Raw genomic sequence first — 19,655 nt, forward strand, 5'->3', positions numbered from 1 at the left:
AGACGGAAGATGGGGATGAATGAGAATTTTTTATTGGATTCATGGGAGGAGTCAAAATACGATGATTCCATTGAGGGATTTAGGAAAATGATTGAAAGGATGGATGAAGGCACGAAATACATAAAAACTCAGCTAAATAGAGTTGATGTATTGCATGTTATGAATAACCAAGATGAAGAGAATCCGGGGTCATTAAGGTTTTTCCGGTTTGGTCCTCCAACAGAAGAAGGATGCGCCAACGTACACGTTGGCGGTTTTACACAGAAAAGTCTTTTAGAAAAAGGCGCAGAGGAGCTGGTCACAGAAGCCAAAAGAAGCAATAATACAATCTTTCGATTAATGGGAAAAACCTATTTTACTGATTATTACGCTTTTCGTACGCTTGCTCAAATCTTAGAGAGGGGAAAAGAATTCCTCGAACCGAGATTTAGCCGGGATTATGCTATGTCGATCGATATGCACGGAAACACTTATGGTACGAAGGAAGTGACCTTTGTTGTACGTAAAGCAGGTGACCTTTCAAAGGTTTATGCCGTTCATAGTGGGCAGTATGTACCGGTTAAACAGGCAGCCTTATTGGAGATCTGCGATAAACTGTCAGAATACTTTGGGAAGGTAAAAATGAATTGGTGGCAGATCAATCATCAGTTTTCTACCGCAATCCTTACATTTCCCGAGAAAGCAGAAGAGATTGCAGATTTTTATAAACTTCCGGATAAGTTTGTTCCTGGGGTGCGTATTTGCATCTCAGATACGGGAAGAAGTTCGCTGACAATCGAAGGAAACTGGCAGGTTGCACAGAATTCTTATAATCGCACAAAGAAAGTTTCTAAAAAACATGCGGGAAAGAATGATGAGAAAACACTGGTTCAAGATCTCTTAATAGAGGCTGAACAACAAATCTTTTCTGAATTTGCAGCCCTGCCAAAACAGCTTAGTATCCTTTTAAACATCAATGTTTCAGATCCTGTGGCAGCGATTGAGGAGACCGTTAAAAAATTAGGGATGGGACATGAGAAACAACTTGGAATCAAAATCACAAAAAAGATCAAAGAACAGTTGATTGCATCTTTGAATCCGAACCTATATTATACCGCCTATGATATCACTATGATGTTCCTATCTCTTCCATCTTGCATTTATGGATTAAAGGAGAGTGCCTTGGAAAAATTAGAGAGACTGGTATCAAAAGTGCCCTGGCTGGATGTCTATGCGGCAACAGATAATGATGATGATATATTAATCGTTTCTTAATGAATCGGGAGGATAAATTATGATTTTTAGAAAAGCAAATGTTATTGGGGGAACTGTTGAATCTGTAAAATCCATTGATGATAAGACGACTGAGGTTGTTTTAAAGTCCCAGGAATGGGATCGGAATGCAAGTGCAGAGTATGACGTAGAATATCGTATCTTGTTTCGAGACAATCTGGCAAAAAACGTCATGAAAAGCAAGAACGTGGCTAAAGGGCGGTTTATTTCTGTAAGTGTAAAATCAAGTATGACGATACCATATGAAGGGATTTCATTTCATACATCTGCAGTATATAAAGCAACGGAGACGACAGATCGTGGGGAAACAAAAGAAACAACAGTTACACATGGGATTATTCGAAGAGTATCTGAGCGAACCGGTGCAGATGGTACGAGCTGGTACCGCGTGGATATTCCAATTGATAGTTATAATTCGCAGACGAAAAAATACGAAACCACATGGTATGGGATCAGCTTCAATGATAAATTTGATTCTTTGGATAAGGTCAAAAAAGCTTTAACAAAGGGTACCCACGTTATGATCCGCGGAGGACGGATTAACATAAACACTACAGACGATGGGCGTATCTATCATAACATATTGGGATTCGGTTTCCGTCTGTGTCCCAAAGTTGCAAAGAAAGATACAGGTACGAAAATTGATACACCAGATCACAAAGAACCAAACATTAATGGAGAGCCTGCTATTTATGGAGAACCAAATATCAATTAATTACGTAAACTTTTTATTGTCTCAATGACATTTCATGGGAGGAAACAAGATGAATGTGTATAGCAAATTACTGGGAAAAGAGATTTCTATTGAATCATTCGAGAGCGAAGGGCAGCAGGTTTTACTTAAAAATTCACTGCTGGATTTCTATTTGAATCAGCTTCCCGAAGAATATCAGGGTGTTACTCAAAAAAAGACGTTTGAGCCATTGAAAACTGATGTGACTCATTGTATATGTAAATGCTGCATCGAAGACAGTAATGGCCGCTGCGTGGAAGAATGCGGAGAATCGACAGTTGCGACATTAAAATCAGACATTGAGAAAGACAGTCCATTTGTCACAGCCTACAATCGGGCGAGCGACAAAGCGATCCGACGTTATTTAGGGTTGCCACAGAACGTTTACAGCTCATCTGAACTGCCTTCCACTGCCGAAAAAGATTCTGTGGCAGTACCAGAGGATGGACCATCACAAGATGCATTGCAAGGCGAATATGACTATGGAGATATCTCTATCAACATAGGCGGTTTTTCTAAAGCACCAAGGAGTGTAAAAGATGTGTTGAGTTCCAATTTGGACTGGGCAAAATGGGCAATTGGTCAGAACCCTTCTACTTTTGGAAAGGACGATGCGGCGGCCCAGCTGGAAGCGATTAAAACATTCATGAGGATGCATGGAATTTCGTAGGAGGTATGTTTATGTGGAGAAACTCAGAAGACAGAAAAAAAAAGCTGCTTCAAACGCTTGATGCAAACATTGGAAAATATATGATCATGTTTGATACTGAAACTACCGGGTTAAAGAAAGATGACCAGATTGTTGAGCTTGCGGGGAAGAAATATCGGATTGAGAAAGATGCAAATAGCATTTATGAATTTCTGGAAACAGATACGTTTCATGCTTATATTAAACCTCCCTTTGCAATGGATAGCGGGGTTATCGCTATCCATGGGATTACCAATGAGTTTTTGGAAGATAAATTCACTGAGGAAGAAATTAGTCCTCAGATTGAAGCTTTTTTTGGAGACGCAGATCTTTTGTGCGCCTACAATATCAATTTTGATATTAAGATGCTGATGCGATTGTATGAAAGGACGGGAATGCCGATTCCTTTCGTTCTCTCTGAAGAAGAAAAGCAGCTGGACGTGCTGATCTATGCAAGAGATTTGGTTTCATCAAAAGAGACAAAGTCCCATAAACAGGAAGACGTATGCAAAGCAATGGGTTTGGAAGATGGCGTTAAATTTCATAGCGCCATTGATGATATTGAAGCGTGTTTTAGGCTATTTAAAATCTTTGTAAAACAGTATCAAGATATGGAGACTTTGGACTATTCTAAACTCCCAACTCCTATGATTTATCAGAATGGAATTGCTTATTGGGAAAAGGGAAAGATCAAAAGAATCTATGTTAATACTGATAAAGGCGGATTCTACTATGACATCATCAAGAAAGAATGGAATGTGAAAGACGCATCTGATAGTATGAAGAATTATAATGTTCCGGCGTTGATCAAAGCAGCTTTTCAAGCGGTTTGTGTTTCTGATGAAGAAGCATTCGTGAAAGCGGTAAGGAAAGATTTGAATTAGCATATGAAGAAAAGGGACGGTTTTTGCCGTCTTTTTTCTTTTGTCATACTAAAAGTGAAGGAGGTTTTTATGATTTTTAATAATATTGTGTATCTGCTTTTAATATGTGTCTTGGTCATATCTTCTGTCTATGATATTAAGACACGATTACTCCCAATCCGAGCCATGATTCTTTTTACAGCGGTTCTTTGGGGTACAGGCTGTTTTTATGTGCCAAATGATCTTCTTATGCAGTATCTTATTGCCTCGCTCTTTGGCGGGGCCTATGGATTTATCGTATATTTTATCATGGCAAAATATTTTGGAGGAGGGGGAGGCGATGTCATCTATATGGGATGTATCGGCATTTTAATGGGTACTGGAATCTTTGCTATCATTTTTCTCTCATCCTTATGTTATCTGGTTTATGGCGGGATCTCAAAGAAAAAGGGGAAGACTGAGGTCGCTTATATCCCTTGTGTGTTAGCGGCAATGATCCTCTATTTTCCAATCTATTTGTATTTTTAAGGAGGATTTTATGAATCCATTAAAAAGAGTTGATCCAAACCGGGATCACGGAAAGAAGATGCTGTTCTTTATCATATTCTCATTGATCTTTCTAACTGCAGTCATGACAAAATGCCAAAATGATAGAGTGCTTCCGGCATTCGTGAAGGAAGATGATGTTGCTACGGAAGCCACAACAGAAATGACAGATGAGCTGCTTCCCATGGAAGAATATGTGGATAAGATCAATAATTTTTCCATAAAGGTTCCGGAGGGCTTTACTAAAGTTATCAAAGACGGATTCCCACTGTATGTCGATGCAAAGACAAAGTCATCCATCCACATTAAGACTACTACTTTGGATATTTCAAGAGCGACCATGAATTCTGATGCAGAAAATACAAAGATTACAGCGGATGGCGGAGATTTTATTGAGTTAAGGGCTCTCAGTAATACAAGCAATATGCTGCTTTATAAGAAGCAAAACGGCAGCACCATCTTTGATTATGTAGAATTAAATTCGTGGAGTATGGACCGTATGATCACGGTGGAATGCATTATAGATGATGCGTATTACAAGGAGATCGGGCCGACCATGGAAAAATGCCTGAATTCCCTGGAATGGACAAAGGAACATCCGATTCCAGAAAATTGCTCTATTGCGGCAAATGAATCGGCAGGCATCTGTTATGTACTTCCTGCAGACTGGACTTATTCGACTTCCGGGAATGCGCTTTCCGGTTCGGATGAAGTTTCCGGAGCTATGATAAATGTGGTATCTGCGCAAACAACGGATGATTTTCATGGCCTAACCCAGGCTCAGTATGCTTCTGGGATCGCAGGCAACCGCATCGGCTTTGTTATTAGCCGATATGAGGCAACGAAGGAGCGCATCTATGGGGAAGCTGTGTTTATGCAAGATGGGACAAAAATGGGAATGATACAGGCGGCCATTGCGACAGGGAAATACCAGACAATCATTACCTATGAATATCCATACGATAAGATTGATGAAGATACAAAAGAAATGATGAGAGAATCTATAAAACAATTACAAAAGATTCCAACGGTGAAGAAGATTACCGCAAAGAATTAGGAGCCCAGACGGCTCCTTTCTTTATTTTCTCATTGCAGTGACATTTAAAATACTGACGATAATTTTATCATTTGCATGCCGTATGACCCGGCATTGGATCCCTTTATAGGAGAATTCATAACTGGTAAGATTTGATTCTGTCCCGCACATAAAGTCCTGATAAATTTTATCCATAAGCTTTGAAATGATTTTCTCATAGTCGATTAAGTTCAGGCGGTTATTGCAGGCACGCTCCCCCTTCTTTCGGTTTTTCTCTCGGTATTTTGGACATGCATAAAAAGGAGAGTGTGGTCCCTCAACGATTTCTAATTCAGTATCTGGGTGCATCCCACAAACAAATGTCACACTTCCCCATATATTCTTGATCATAATAAACTCCCTTCAGACAAAATGGATATCTTACATTTATAGTATGGAAAAGAGGTTTTACCTCATCGTCCATTCTTTCATACTATATATGAACAAAGCAAAGGAGAGCATTATGAATCGGATTGATATTTTAAATGGAATCGATGCCGGATGTGAAAGCTCCGGATTTTTTGATAAATCGAATCTTTCTTTTGAGGTAAATAAGACTGTTTTTCAGGAGGGGGTTGAAAGCATCCGGAATTATAATCCTGGATTTGCCCGTGTATGTGGGGCAGATATGACAAGGGAACCTGTGATCGGACGAATCGATGGTAATGAGGCTAAAATCTGGAACGCAGGATTTTCAAAGATCGGCAGCGTTGTAACCAATCCATTTAAGATCATGGAAACCAATGGCGGCCTTGGGAATGAAGATAGAAAAGAACGCTATTTTACAGACTTTGAAGGGAATGTGATCGCAAAGTTCAGTGACGAGAATACAAGATTTGAAATCGGTGACCGAATTACATCAACACTGTCTGAAAAAGATGATCAATTCTTTCGGGAGAAGGCTGGAAGAACTGATATGACTTATGAGGAATTTAAGGATACGATCATTGATGATGGTATAAAGAATTATGCGGATCGCCTTGATCGGCAGTCAGGGGGAGAATCAAAATATCTTTCTGGAAAAATCTCTGATCTTGAAGATGTTATCTCAAAATATGAAACAACAATGGAGAAACTCGATATCGCAGCAACAGAACTCTATCGATCTTTGGGAAAAGAAAATGATGCAGACAGGATAAAAGCCCTCTCGCGGGAAGCTTACGGGATTGAAAACCTGAAGGCGACATATTCTTATTCCATTGATCGGTTAAAAGAAGAGCGTCAGGATGTAACGCTTTTAAAAGATAAGATAGATACATATTTAAACGAATCGAAAGGACAGAAGTTCACTGTACAAGAAAAGTTTGAAATATATTTGGACAAAGAGAAACACGCAGCTGGGAAGCAATATTTTGTCCATTCCCTGGCGGAACGCTATGAAGAGGTTGCTGAAAAATTCTTAGAAAAAAGGGAACCGGAAATCAAAGAGTTTCTTGAGAAATATAATGAATTGCATGAAGATAAATTGTCCATCGGAGAAGATGGCAGAATTTATAACGAGTATGGCATTTCAAACGATGGATGTTATGACAGCGATATGGCCAACCCGGAAAAGTTTGAACATGGTGTAGTCATAAGAGATGATGATGAGGCTGGTATAAGCGAGTTAAAAGAAGGCTGTGCCACCAAAGGGTTTGAAGACTTAGAAAGCTTTAAAAAAGAATCCTATGATAAAGAAGCGATGTTTGAAAAAGTGGAAACAAACGTAAGTGGTGAGATCAAGGAAGCTATCGTAGGCAATATCCTAAGAGATGCTATTGATGCAGTTTACATAGAAAAGGGTCCGGAGGAACTCGTAAGACTTTATGATGAGGCATCAAAGGAATCAAAGGGGGACCTGGAACAGGCAGCGATCAACTTTACGGATAAGGTTCTTTCTTCTCAAGAAGAAATCTTTGAACAAAAAGAAAAGATAGAATCCACAAAGGAATCTTTGACTGCTAATGTAAAAAAAGCAGAAGAAAAGTACCAAGCGATCGTTGACTATTTTGGGATCTTTGCTAAAGGGGATCAAAACACCTACATTCTTGCCGCAAAGGCAAATATGCTAAAGGCATATAAGGATGCGGGGATCGATTACCGCGGACGGCCCGTTACAAAATATGATATCTTCGTAGCAAATTATCGCATACTTGACAGTGATCCCATTTCATCTTTTTTAACAAAGGTGATCATAGAAAAGTTTGTTATGCCAGAAGTAGAGCGTATTGAAAAAGAGAGAATGAATGAAAGTGAAGTCGAAAAAGCACGGGAGGACCGAGCCACAGAGGTTGAGAAAAATCAAAATGTTTATGAAGATCCTACGGAGCGTTTTGTAAATGATCTCGCAGAGAATGATATTGAAAAAACAGAAGATCAAAGTGAGCATGTCGAGACACCAGAGGCAGAAAAAGAAACCGTTGATGTCTCTTTAAAGGAAGATACCGAGAAAGATCAGGCCGGAAAAGATCCTGCTGATAATCCAGAAGTTGAGGAAAGGCTTATAGAAGCCGATGTGGATCAAGAAGATGACAAAAAAGAAGATACAAACGATATCGAAGAGGCAGAGGACCCGGCGGATCAGTCAGAAGGAGCTTTAGACACTGATAGTTTTGAAGACGATAACAATGATGTTATGGAATCTGAAAATAAAGTAGATCAAGCCGATCGATCTGAAAGTGAAACAGATGATGATAAAAAAGTGGAAGATGGCGATTCAATTGAACATGAAAAGGAGGAAATTAATGTAGGCGAAGATGAAAAAGAAAGCTTCGAAAAACCTGAAGATGAAGAGAATCCGGAGATCGAGCCCGAAACTAAAACAGAGGATGTCCAGGAAGACAAAGAGGATGTAGATTCCGTTCAGCAGCCTGAAACAGATGCAGAGTCAGAACATGATGTGGAAGCAGATGAAGATTTTGATGACAAGAAAGATGTTCTTGGACAAGAGGAAGATAACGAAGAAAATATCGAAGAATCTGGGCATGATATCGTTGTACAAAGAGAGGAAGATAAAGAAAGAGCTGATATCGGAGATGATGATATATCTGGAAAGGAAGATGAAGATCCTGAGGATGGTTGTAAAGAGCTGCAAAGTGAACCAGATCATAAAGAAGATCCTAAAACGATAGAAGAAAATGATTATAAGGATATCTTAAATGATTATATAAATGAGTCAGGGAAGAATCTGGCGGATGTACTTTATGATCTATCCGATGATGAAGGAACAATTGACGAAGATAAGCTCATTGATGCCTTTTCTGACCTGCTGATGAAAACAGAGGATGGTTTGACCAATGAGTCAGCAACCGGCGTTGCGGACTTCTTGGTGGATATGGCTTCCACAAGTGATGAATATGGATTTACAGGATTTATTGACCGAATCATGGAAGTGGCCGTTGAAAAAATGGGTACACAAGAGTTATCCAGGGAAGAAATGACCAGCTTTATTGAAACTTATTATGATGCCATTTCAGATAGTATCGAATATAAGGCAGAGGTGGGAGATTTTGACCGTATCCAGCATTCTTGGGATGATAATGAGCCTGATTACTCTTATGTATTTGACGATATCATGGTGCAAGTAGATGAAGATACTTTGGAGATGACATATACTCCTCTTAATGAGGAGGCTGCAAATCGATTGGAAGATATGCAGGATCTGTCCGATGTCGCAGATTCCATAGAAGCAGCCATTCATGAAGGATTCGAGCGCCTTTATGGAGAAGAAGTGGCAGATAAGATCGACTATATTGCAGAATACCTGTACGCAGGATTAAATGATCAACTAGGGCGGGACGAGTATGACATGGAGGATGGACTTAGACTCGTGGCCGATAACATCAGCGATGTCTTGGGTGCAATTTTTCATGATTATTCCTCTTATTCAGAAGATGTACTGGATATTGCGCAGGGAAATTCAGAATTTGATTCCTATCAGGAGGCGTTCGAATCCCGCTATGAACAAACGCCAGAAGAAGTCGGACTAGACGCAATTGCCAATGACTTATTGGAAAAGTACCCTCTTACAGAAGCAATACCGGAATTTGGAGAAGATGAAAAAATGGATTTAGATGAAGCAACAGCTCGGGAACTTATAATGGAAGCTGCCGCAGAAGATGCTTCTATTTATGATGAGGAACCATTCGAATCAGAATTTGATTTAACGCAGAATGATCTCGATGCGATCAATGAAGAACTTATGGACTGGGATGAATGAAAGGAGAAGATTATGGAGATATACAACTTTATCATACAATTTTTCACAATATTGCTCGGCATCTTTTGTGGAATCTATATTGCATTTTTACTTATGAAAGGCATGAGAAACTTAAAAGAAAAAAGAAGAAAAAAACGAAGGCGGCATCCGGAGGCCCGGATAAAGAAAAAACAAGAAAGTCAAAAAGAATTAATTAGGAAAAACATAAAAAGTATTAAGCGAATAAAAGCTAGACGATCAAAAAATCATGGGGAGATTTCCTTAAAGGACCGTATTGGATGTCAAACTTCGATTAAATTAGAAAATTGCTATCTTGATGGTCTTAATTATAATAGGGAAATTAAAAAGGGGAAGAAAAAAGAAGAGGAGGCGTATCATTATATTGATAAGGTACGCAAAACTCTTAATAAAAACTGAGAAACAGATACTTTAGCACCTCCTGTCGCAAATGGGCAGCAGAGGTGCTTTTTGTACCCTTTTGTTTTTTCATACTATCATTAGGAAACTGTTAATAGACGAAAGGAGATACTTATGGAAATGAAAACAATTGAGATCTATGGATTTGAAGGAATCACGAAGAGTATCCTTTATCCTCAAAAGATCAATCTTTTACTTGGAGAAAATGGGACAGGAAAAAGCAGTACTCTGAGGGCCATACGCTATGCCCTTACAGGAGAGCATGGAGATCATTTTATTAACATGCATGTTGCCTCATGTCGTGTAGTAATCGAATTCACAAATGGTATCATCATTTCAAGAGAGGCGACTCCCAATGCTAAAGGAGCCATGATCACAAAATGCAGAATGAACGGGAAGGCAACAACGGCAAAATCCATCACAGAATTCCTTACACAGGAAGGATATGATAGTGCATCATTGAAGCTTATGACTGCTGGGGACATCGCCAATGCCCTTCCAGATAGTGAGGGCCTGGCAGAATACATCTTATCTCAGCTTAACATGAATCTGTCTTTTGAAAGCATTGAAAAACATGCCGGAAAGATTAACCCCAAAACAGTTGAACTCATGAGGAGGTACTTTCCAGAAGGTAATTTTAGTATTGATAAGATCACAGAGGTACATGATACGATCAAGACAGAGCGCACGATTTTAAATCGAAAATTAAAAGAACATCAGGCAAAAGCGGTCTTTCACGGAATAACACCGGGGCGCACGGAAGCGGAAATACAGAAAGATCTGAATGAAATTTTAAAAGTAGAAGCATCTAAGGATGCAGTAAAAGAAGCACATGCCTCTTACCAGCAAGCGCTTGCGGCAAGAAATAAAATCCTTGCAGAAATTAAAGTCCAAGAAGAGTTATATGATGCTATGGAAGTGGTAAGGCCGAATCCAGCGCAAAGGGAAAAAATAGAAAAGGAAATTAAAAATCTGAAAAAGCAGGCTGCAAATTTGACCCGTATGGAAACTACACTGCTTCAAAATATCGAAATGTATGAAACAACACTTGATAATCTATCCTCGAATTGTTGTCCATTGTCGGAAAAACTAGTCTGCAAGACGGATAAAAATGAGATCAAGGGAGAACTGCAGGAACTAAAACAACGAAATAAAGAAGAACTTAATTTAGTCCGTGATTCCATTTCAACAAATAAAATCAGAATGGAAGCAGAGGAGAAGAAACTGAATGATTTCACAAAAGGAGAAGCCGCGTATCAAAAGAAGTTAAATATTTGTTCCAAAATCACCCTCTTAAAATCCAACCTCCCACAAGTTCCAATAAAACCAGCAAAGCCGCCAGAAGAAGAAACAAAAAATGAAGATTTTTCAAAGAAGAAAATTCTAGAAAACGAAAAGAAAAACTTGGAAGATTATAAATATGCGAAAAAGGAGAAACAAAAAGCTGACAGTCTTCAGGCAGATATTGATATCTATACAGATGCCATTAACTTTTTGTCACCAAAAGAGGCAGGTGGTATCAAAGAAAAAATCCTTATGTCGGCATTGTCCGTTTTTGTTTCTCATTGTCAGGATCGCGCCAGACAGCTGAATTTTCCATTTACCCTTCAACTCCATTGTAAGAAAGGGCTGGAATTTTATTGTGAAGATAAATATGGGAATTCGATCCCCGTAAGAAAAGCTTCTGAAGGAGAACAGATCCACTTAGTCTTCCTTATTCTCGATATGATTAACCAGCTGACCAATACAAAATTTTTAATTATAGACAATTTCAATCATATGGATAAGGCTAATTTTGAATCCTTAATACGGTTACTACAGAGGAAAGAGGTTGCAGATGAATATGAACATATTTTTGTTGCGCAGCTGCCATTCCAGGAAATTCAGGATTATCTGGAAAATAAACAAAAGTTAAATGTCATTTCCATGTAAATGAAAAAGGATGGGGCTTCCTGTCCTTTTCTTTTGAAAAAATGACATCTCTTTTTTCATACTATAAATGAAAGGACAAACAGGAGGAAAAATTTATGGTATTAAAAGAGGAAGTCATTAATCAAAACTATGGTGTATTTGCAGGGAGAATCGTGCAGCTTAGAAAACGAGAAAAGGATGCGTTGATCGTGCTCGCCGTCAACCGTGGAAGTTTTGTAAATTTTCTGGTATTTTTCAGCAACGATAGAAACATCGTTGATGGATTTCGGGTAAGTGAATATGTTCGAATCCATGGATATGTGAAGACTGGATATATTGCCGCTCCACGTCGTGAAGGGGAAGAAGGGTTCCATTTTCAGAAACTGATTGCTACGGATATTCGAAGGCCAGAAAGTAGATTGAAAAGGCTGGGTCTTCATTCCAGGTCAGAAGCGGTTTTTGAACCAGATGAAAACCGATTGATCCTTTCTGGAAAGGTTACATACCTTGGCAGAAAAGAGGATGGATATGACCTTTTGAGGATCCGCATTGAAGAAGAACCAGACGAAGAGACAGGAAAGATTAGATTCCAGGCTCCGGGCATCGTCTTTTACAAAGAAAAGAAAAATTGGCTTGATGAGATTGAAGAAGGAGACAGTGTATGTGTCCAGGCCGAAATACAGACATTTATGACTCCCAGTAAACGGAAGATTACTAGGATCGTATGCAACGATCTGGCGAAGATTGAAGAGATTTAAATCATTGGCGCATCCGAAAGGATGCGTTTTTTGTATTATGGTTTATCTTCATACTAAGTATAGAACTATTGAAAGAAGCTTTGGAGAGAAATTTAAGATTCTCCAGAAAGGAGTTTATAAATGCAATGGAAATCAAGAGGTTTAAACTGTATTGAAGATGTCATATTGGCAAATCATCCAGAAGATGATTCTATTAATGCGTTTCTCAACGTAAAGCCCTATTATTTTATTCAAAATTTAGATGATATGGCTCAATTTATCATGAAAGGAATTACAGATGGAAGACCGTTTACCATCATCGGTGATTATGATGCGGATGGAGTTTGCTCTACATATGAACTATATCTTCTCTTGAAAGAACTTGGAGCCGCGGATATTACTATTAGGCTTCCAAGGCGTTTTAGTGAAGGGTACGGTCTTAATGAATCCATTATTGATGAAATAGAGGAAGGGATCCTCTTAACTGTGGATAATGGGATAGCTGCTTGTGAAGCGATTGAGAAAGCAAAAAAGAAAGGCCTATTGGTCGGAATCATTGACCATCATTTAAACCGCAGAAAAGAAGATGGAACAATACTCAACCCACCTGCAGATATCATTGTTGATCCGAATGCAGATGGACTAGGAGGAGATTTTAATGGATACTGTGCAGCCGGCCTCGTCTATAAACTGGCCCAGCATATGGGGATTCAATCGAAACCACTTGAGTACATTTTAAGCTATGCGGCTATTGCGACAGTGGCTGATGTCATGGATCTTGTTAAAGATAATCGAAAGATTGTTATAGAGGGGCTATCAATTTTAAATGACTTTCGTAAGTGTCCAATGGCACTTAGCGTCCTGATGCGTGAGATGTATTGTAAAACTTTAACCGCAAAGGACATTGGATTCATGATCGGGCCAGTGATCAATGCGTCTGGCCGCTTGCTAGATGACGGAGCAAGAAAGGTTCTTGAATATTTTATGAGCAAGGAAGATTTTCCTTCCCTCGTTGAAAAAGCGAAGGAGCTTAAAGAGATAAATCAGGAAAGAAAAGAGCTTGTTCAAGAAACAATGAAACGGATCCAGGAATATATTACAGACAACTGTATTTTTTATGAAAGACCTATGATCATTCAGATGGACGATCTTCATGAAGGCGTTCTTGGTATCATTGCAGGAAGGCTGGCAGAGGAATGGAAAACTCCGGCTTTTGTCCTTACAAAAAACGAAACGGGAGAATTCAAAGGAAGTGGAAGGAGTTATGGATCGATCGACTTAAAGGATCTTATGGATCATTGCCAGGAATCACTGCTCAGTTATGGTGGCCATAAGGCTGCCGGTGGAATCAAGATCGCGGATGAGGCATGTCTTAATCAATTTAAGGAGATGAGTGCTCGTTATCTGGAAGGTAAAGATCTGGATGAAGATGAGGTCTATGTTTATGATCTTGAGTTGACTTCGGAAGATGACATAGATGCTGTTTTAGAAGAGTTAAAAAAATTCGAGCCATTTGGGCAGGGAAATCCTGCGGTTACATTCTTGATCAAGGATTTTACACTGACTCCAGTCGGGGGAAAATTTTATGAAGCTTTTGGAGATTCAAACGACCCTCATTTAAAGTGTAATGGAAAAAATATCTCTATGATTGGATTTAGAAAGTTTCATCAATTTCAGGAAGCAGGATGCCCCAGGGTCCTTCATGCATATGGGCAGCTTTTACCGTCTGAAAATGGAGGCCGGTTTGAGTTGGAAGATTTTGAAGCAGTACATAAAAAAAAGGAAAGATCCTCTCTTTCAAAAGCACTATCAAGGGAACTTATGAACTTTTAATGGCAGACTTACGACAAACTTCTTTCTTTCTGCTTATCTGAAAATAAGGAGGATGGAATGCAGTACCCATCACAGATTTACAAAAAAGTGATTTCATTGCCAAAATCAGAAGGGAAACAAACACTGGCTTTGGATGATAAATTGAGAACTTCGATGAAAGAAGCACCGCTTTCTTATCATGATTCTTCCTCAAGAATTGATATTACTGGGATTATTAAAAAGGAGGAAAGAACAAAGATCTTTTATTCAAACATCAAAGGGAATAACATCGGATATTTTAAGGAGTGCTGTCAGAATTCGTTGGCGTTCCAAATGAATCCATTGTACGGTGAAGGTGAATACAATCCCTATGAAGTTTATCCAAAGACTCATAAGAAAAATGCAGACGGAACTTTTGGTGATATTACAAATTTCCGTTACCGATCCAAAGAAGAAGGCGGGGTCCATAGGATTCATGACATTATGATTCTATGCAACCCAAGATCGGGCAGTGCTTTTTATGAAATATTGATTCGGAATGGCTATGCAAATCTTACAAAGGATCAAAATGGCAAAAAAATCATTGATGCCGCCACAGTTACAGATTTGGAGGAATTTCGATTCTCCCTTGACTTGGCAGATTTCAGTAACCTGGTAAATGATGTTTGTGATTATGTTTTGATTTTCAAAAACAATATGTATTTAAGGCAGAAGGAGATTTCCAGCGATGCTCTGAATAGAATCTTAAATAGGAAAAAGGATACAGGGAATCCACCCGTGATTTCGGGTGAACCGCCTATTCATTATTAAAAAAGGGCCTTTTAGGCTCTTTTTTCATACTATTAATGAAGAAGAAATGAAAGGTGTGATTGTTTATGAAGAAAATAAGAACCCTATTTTGCTGTCTGTTTCTTGCATTTATCCTAAGCTGGACGGTCAAGGCAAAGACTCCGGTAGACCGGCCGCAGGCTTCGAACGCTGAAGAACAGGAAGATAACTGGTACAATGCCAGCGGGACGATTCAAGCAGATTCTGAGTATGTTTTGGATCCGGAGATACCAGAAAACTATATCCCCATTCCTGGAAAAGATGAGACGTATATGGTCGTTGATGAAAAAGGAAATATTAAAAAATATCGGCAGCGAATGAAACAAAAAGATGGTTCTTGGGTCTGGCAGGATGTCAATCCAGATATCCCAGATAACTATATGCCGGTCAAAGGTATCAAGAATTTATATAAAGTAATGAATGAAGACGGCAGTACCTCTTATATGAAATATATTAGAAATGAAGATGATACTTATGCTTTTATTACATGTGATAAAAAAGGAAAACCTTTGGAAGATAAAATAAAAGGAGACAAAATCCCTGATAATTATGTCCATATCTCAAACAATGTTTATGCTGTTTATAATGAGCACGGAGTTATCATTGGCTATAAGAAGCGAAAAACCAAAAAGGATGGTTCTTATTACTGGGCGGATACTAAAAAACCGAAGGAATCTTCAAAAAAAGATTCCAACATTGTTAATGGAGGGTTAAGTAAGAAGAAAACATCCTCTCAAAGTAACGTCCCTGCTGCACAAAAGAAGGGATCAAACCCTTCCGTTACGCAGACCAATGGATCTGGTGCCAAAAAGAAAAACAGTGACGGAAGTTATACACAAACAGAAAGTTATACAGAGACAAAAATAAAAGGAAATTATAGAATAACTTATAAAACGACAATTACAAAAAAATATGACTCTAGGGGGAATCTGCTCTCTACAAAAAAAGTGGGGCCTAATGAGATCAGCAAGACAAAGGTATCGGGCAGCAGTAGTTTAAACGCTCCGGATAAAAGCTCTGTAAAAAACAGGCTGGATGAGGAAGCAGCTCGAATGGGTGCGAAGGTTTCATACCAAACTTCCATGGAAACCAAACTTTTAACTGCCCTAAATGCAGAACGCCAAAGCGAAGGTATAAAAGCTTTATCAAAAACAGCAAATGCATATAAAATTGCAAAATGCAGAGCAGCAGATATGGCGCTTTATGATTATGTGGATTATGACAGCTATCTTTACGGAAGTCTCAATGCCATGTTGAAAAAGTATGGCATTCGCTATGAGACTTCAGGGATGAACATCTGGAAGACAACCAATCGGGATGTCGATGGAATTAATGCAAGATTTCAGGCAGTCAGTGGATCCAGAAAGACAAGGATGTCAAAGCATGCATCCGGCGTCGGAATCGCAGTTGTTAAAAAAGGCGGATATTATTATATATGTGAAGTATTTCTGTAAAGAGTGGAAAATGTTTTCTTCATACTATTTATGAAAAGCTTATAGACGACAAGAGTAATGAAAGGAGATTTTATGGAAATAACAATCGGGGGCGTTTTAAATCAAGAAGATCGCCCCAAATGCAAAGGATTGCATCTTACCAGAGAGCAAATAGGAGTTTGTCAAAAGGTTGCCGAAGAATTAATGAAAAGAAATATTCCTTTTCATTTTGAAGCGGTCAAAGAGGGGGCTCTTTTTGCAGGAATCACGATTCATGATAGAAAAAGCGGAGAATTCGCTACAATCAAGCTGGATCCGGACGTTAGCCAAAACATTATAAAAAGTGGTGAATCTATTCCATCTATACTGGAAGGGATCCTAAAAAATATCCTTGTGGACAGGCTGGGAGTCAAAAATCCGGAACAAAAAGATATAAAAGAACATTTTTCACAAATACGACAAAAAATCTGTGAGGAGCCAACAAATTTTTCTTTTCGATATGTTGTAGAGGTTTCCCAGTATATCGTAAATGAAAAGCCAAGGAACGACTTGTTTTACCGGAAGCTGGATAGTGGATATGCTATCTATTTTATATCCATGCCATATGATAAAAGCGGAAGTGCTAGTCTTTTAACAAAAGTAATGGCCAGCGAGTTTGAGCTGACACAGAATCTATTGAACTTTAAAGTGGAGGAGGGGGTGCGTGTCGCTTTACAGCTTCATCCAATTTCGACTGTTTTGAATCAGGATACAAAATGTTTTCGACTTTCAAGTTTTGAGATTGCCGGCGCAATCCTAGATCCAGGTCAGGGTATTTTGAAAAAAATATGTAAAGAAGCAGAAATTGGAGAAGTCTATTTTAGTATTCATGACCAGTCTTGTGTTGCTTTTTCAACAGAGAAGGAGCTTCTTTATGAAACTATAGAAATGCTGGAGATGGTTTATGAAGCAGAGCGTGGCGCTTATCCAACGGAACAAGGAACAACAGCTCTTAGAACATGGAATGAAGTTTTTTATTATAACATGCAAAAGGATACCATTGAAAAAATAAAGGGGGATTCAGGTGAGAAATTATAGCAAGGTCCTGATTTTGTCGTTCATACTTGTAGTACTCGCTTCCGGATGTACAAAAACAAAAGAAGAACATACGTTAGATTCTGACATAGAAGTGTCTGCAGGAAAAGAGAATGCTGATAATGGGGTGAAATCCACAAGAAATGTTATAGAGGAAACTTCTATTACAAACGATACTGCCATACAGCAGACAGAAGAGCCAACCACAGCCTATATCGCTACCAAAGAAGATGCTTCCCAAAGTCCGTTAAATGGTATTGGGACCATAGGCTCTATTTCAGAGGACGAAGTGAAGATTGAGATGTCAGAAGGAGCATATCAAACATTCGTGATCAGGGGCAAGGTTAAAAAAATAGTAGAGAAGTACAAAGTAGGTACGAAGGTTTCCTTTCGATATAAGTATCTGGAAGGGAGTGCCGCCATGCAGATTATTTCCATTTCAAAGAAATCGTAGCCCTATAAAAATCCCCTATAAGCAGAAGCAATTACCTTGCCTACTTAATAGGGGGTTTTATCAATTATCATAGTTTCTTAATCTATTGTTGCATTAATGCGATTTTTAAGCATAAGAGGGATTGATGTCTCCGTGTCCCAGATGATCGTATTTTTTTGAGCAATATCAAAATGCAGATATGTGTCTTTTTTACAAAGTTGGATGACTGGTTTTCCGATGCCCATTGCATAACCTTCTTCAAAATAAGCGCCATTATTTTGATGCGTCAGATCAACGACAACAAACTTACTATCTCTAATATATTTTAATAGCTCCGGGGTAATAAAATCATTATGCTGAACTTCATCAATAAAAACAGCAAAATATCCGGCATTTGTAATTCCCTGCCGAATTGCTTCGCGTAAAATCTTTGTTTCTTCGCCGAACTTCATTGCAACTAAAACATTTCGTCCATTTGATGTGTTTTTCTGAAGTTCATCCACTCTTTCATAACCCTTTGGAGTTAAACGTATTCGTATTCCTGTATAATTATCTTCATTTATTCCCTCCCAATATTCAATAAAAGAAATATCACGAAGATAATCCAACATATAATTCGCTTCATCTTCGTAATCTGCTTCGTCTCTCCACTCCCAGTTTTGCCCTATTCGTTCTTTACGATCTATAAATAACATCCCGAATAATTCCTGCATCTTAAAAGTAACAAACTGTCCCATGTGAGCAGTTGATTCATAGATATGTAAAAGAATTAAATCAATTTTTTCTGAAAAAGTTTTAGGATACCATGCGTTAATCAGCTCTGCATCCATATGTACTGGCCATCCATTGGTATTGTTTCCTGAGTTAAAATCTTTTTTGTACTCATCGCAAGTTTCTTTTTCTAAAGGTGTATGATATCGATATTCTTGTGGCGTAGTATCGATCGAAAAACGATGATAAAGTAAATATGGAGCAAGTTGATTTCCTGATTTATGTAATATTTCATTGAGATCGAAAAGCTCGAATCGACCACAAACGGGACATAAATAAAATGTACTTGATTTATGTGGGTATCTTTCAGCAGTGATCTGTGACCTGCATGCAGGACAAATGATAGTTTTCTCCATAAAAATCTCCTTATGAATTAAGTTATTTATATGACAAATTTTATCTTAAGGTTCTTGTATTTTCACACGTTTGTTGTGCTGGCAAATTCATAGGTCAGCTTATTTCTTTTTATGATGATAGTTACGCCATTCTTGGATTGTTAAATCTCCGTGAGCAGTCCGAATGTAACTTCCATCTGTTGTCAGATATACGACCCTTCCAACAAGCTTCTGTCCAGTTACAACGTCGGTCCCCTGGACTTTTTGTCCTCTTGGATGATCCTCCTGTCTTGTAAGGTTTCTTGATACCTTTATGAGGTTTAAATCCTGAATATCTTTCGCATCTCTTTGTCGATTCTTTGTGCAGATAAAGACACAATCTCCAGGATGGATCATGCTCCTTCTCCTGCAATCTGCTGTCCGGTCTTTGAAGTGATCTTTTTCCATAAATTTCTCCTTTCACCTTCTTTATCATAGTCAGAAAAGTCCTACTTGGCAAGCCTTTATGCGACATCTATGTTTTTAATAG

Annotated in this window: 18 protein-coding genes; 15 read left to right on the forward strand and 3 right to left on the reverse strand. The window is 38.6% G+C overall.

Annotated elements, in window-relative coordinates; translation table 11 throughout:
• Window positions 1-9: 9 nt before the first annotated feature.
• The 6 genes from CI597_RS08740 to CI597_RS08765 all read left to right on the forward strand — a co-directional run bounded on the left by CI597_RS08740 (window position 10) and on the right by CI597_RS08765 (window position 5,159).
• Window positions 10-1,254, forward strand: coding sequence for a hypothetical protein (locus tag CI597_RS08740; RefSeq protein WP_024727396.1), 1,245 nt, complete (start codon window positions 10-12; stop codon window positions 1,252-1,254).
• Between the two features lie 19 nt (window positions 1,255-1,273).
• Window positions 1,274-1,987, forward strand: a complete 714-nt coding sequence (locus CI597_RS08745) for a hypothetical protein (protein WP_024727397.1) — start codon at window positions 1,274-1,276, stop codon at window positions 1,985-1,987.
• 49 nt (window positions 1,988-2,036) lie between these two features.
• Window positions 2,037-2,675 carry a hypothetical protein gene (locus CI597_RS08750; protein ID WP_024727398.1) on the forward strand — a complete coding sequence of 213 codons (639 nt, stop codon included), beginning with the start codon at window positions 2,037-2,039 and terminating at the stop codon, window positions 2,673-2,675.
• A gap of 11 nt (window positions 2,676-2,686) precedes the next feature.
• Window positions 2,687-3,577, forward strand: a complete 891-nt coding sequence (locus tag CI597_RS08755; RefSeq protein ID WP_024727399.1) for a 3'-5' exonuclease — start codon at window positions 2,687-2,689, stop codon at window positions 3,575-3,577.
• 69 nt (window positions 3,578-3,646) lie between these two features.
• A complete protein-coding gene (locus CI597_RS08760) occupies window positions 3,647-4,084 on the forward strand; it encodes a prepilin peptidase (protein ID WP_024727400.1) in 438 nt (145 codons plus the stop codon).
• A 10-nt stretch (window positions 4,085-4,094) separates the two neighbouring features.
• Complete coding sequence (locus CI597_RS08765) at window positions 4,095-5,159, forward strand: hypothetical protein (RefSeq protein WP_024727401.1); 1,065 nt, start codon at window positions 4,095-4,097, stop codon at window positions 5,157-5,159.
• 21 nt (window positions 5,160-5,180) lie between these two features.
• Here the strand turns inward: CI597_RS08765 and CI597_RS08770 are convergent, their stop codons facing one another.
• A complete protein-coding gene (locus tag CI597_RS08770; protein WP_024727402.1) occupies window positions 5,181-5,528 on the reverse strand; it encodes a hypothetical protein in 348 nt (115 codons plus the stop codon).
• 112 nt (window positions 5,529-5,640) lie between these two features.
• On the opposite strand from CI597_RS08770, the gene CI597_RS08775 reads away from it, so the two are divergent.
• From CI597_RS08775 to CI597_RS08815, 9 genes are all read left to right on the forward strand, one after another.
• Window positions 5,641-9,375 carry a hypothetical protein gene (locus tag CI597_RS08775; protein WP_024727403.1) on the forward strand — a complete coding sequence of 1,245 codons (3,735 nt, stop codon included), beginning with the start codon at window positions 5,641-5,643 and terminating at the stop codon, window positions 9,373-9,375.
• Window positions 9,376-9,387: 12 nt separating this feature from the next.
• A complete protein-coding gene (locus tag CI597_RS08780) occupies window positions 9,388-9,792 on the forward strand; it encodes a hypothetical protein (protein ID WP_024727404.1) in 405 nt (134 codons plus the stop codon).
• A 114-nt stretch (window positions 9,793-9,906) separates the two neighbouring features.
• A complete protein-coding gene (locus CI597_RS08785) occupies window positions 9,907-11,724 on the forward strand; it encodes a DUF2813 domain-containing protein (RefSeq protein WP_024727405.1) in 1,818 nt (605 codons plus the stop codon).
• Between the two features lie 95 nt (window positions 11,725-11,819).
• The gene (locus CI597_RS08790) at window positions 11,820-12,461 is read left to right on the forward strand and encodes a hypothetical protein (RefSeq protein WP_024727406.1); all 642 of its coding nucleotides are present in this window, start codon (window positions 11,820-11,822) and stop codon (window positions 12,459-12,461) included.
• A 120-nt stretch (window positions 12,462-12,581) separates the two neighbouring features.
• Window positions 12,582-14,273 (forward strand): single-stranded-DNA-specific exonuclease RecJ, encoded by a 1,692-nt coding sequence (locus CI597_RS08795; protein WP_024727407.1) that lies wholly within the window; start codon window positions 12,582-12,584, stop codon window positions 14,271-14,273.
• A gap of 57 nt (window positions 14,274-14,330) precedes the next feature.
• Window positions 14,331-15,062, forward strand: coding sequence for a hypothetical protein (locus tag CI597_RS08800; protein ID WP_024727408.1), 732 nt, complete (start codon window positions 14,331-14,333; stop codon window positions 15,060-15,062).
• 65 nt (window positions 15,063-15,127) lie between these two features.
• Complete coding sequence (locus CI597_RS08805; RefSeq protein ID WP_024727409.1) at window positions 15,128-16,534, forward strand: CAP domain-containing protein; 1,407 nt, start codon at window positions 15,128-15,130, stop codon at window positions 16,532-16,534.
• A 72-nt stretch (window positions 16,535-16,606) separates the two neighbouring features.
• Window positions 16,607-17,590: a hypothetical protein gene (locus CI597_RS08810; RefSeq protein ID WP_024727410.1), complete on the forward strand. Its 984-nt coding sequence runs from the start codon at window positions 16,607-16,609 to the stop codon at window positions 17,588-17,590.
• Window positions 17,577-18,041 carry a hypothetical protein gene (locus CI597_RS08815; protein WP_024727411.1) on the forward strand — a complete coding sequence of 155 codons (465 nt, stop codon included), beginning with the start codon at window positions 17,577-17,579 and terminating at the stop codon, window positions 18,039-18,041. The genes CI597_RS08810 and CI597_RS08815 overlap by 14 nt, the downstream gene beginning before the upstream one ends.
• A gap of 77 nt (window positions 18,042-18,118) precedes the next feature.
• Here the strand turns inward: CI597_RS08815 and CI597_RS08820 are convergent, their stop codons facing one another.
• Both CI597_RS08820 and CI597_RS08825 read right to left on the reverse strand, forming a co-directional pair.
• Window positions 18,119-19,147: a hypothetical protein gene (locus CI597_RS08820; RefSeq protein WP_024727412.1), complete on the reverse strand. Its 1,029-nt coding sequence runs from the start codon at window positions 19,145-19,147 to the stop codon at window positions 18,119-18,121.
• Window positions 19,148-19,246: 99 nt separating this feature from the next.
• A complete protein-coding gene (locus tag CI597_RS08825; RefSeq protein WP_024727413.1) occupies window positions 19,247-19,573 on the reverse strand; it encodes a DUF2196 domain-containing protein in 327 nt (108 codons plus the stop codon).
• Between the last annotated feature and the right edge of the window lie 82 nt (window positions 19,574-19,655).

The sequence above is a fragment of the Anaerostipes hominis (ex Lee et al. 2021) genome (genome assembly GCF_002270485.1).
GTDB lineage: Bacteria > Bacillota > Clostridia > Lachnospirales > Lachnospiraceae > Anaerostipes > Anaerostipes hominis.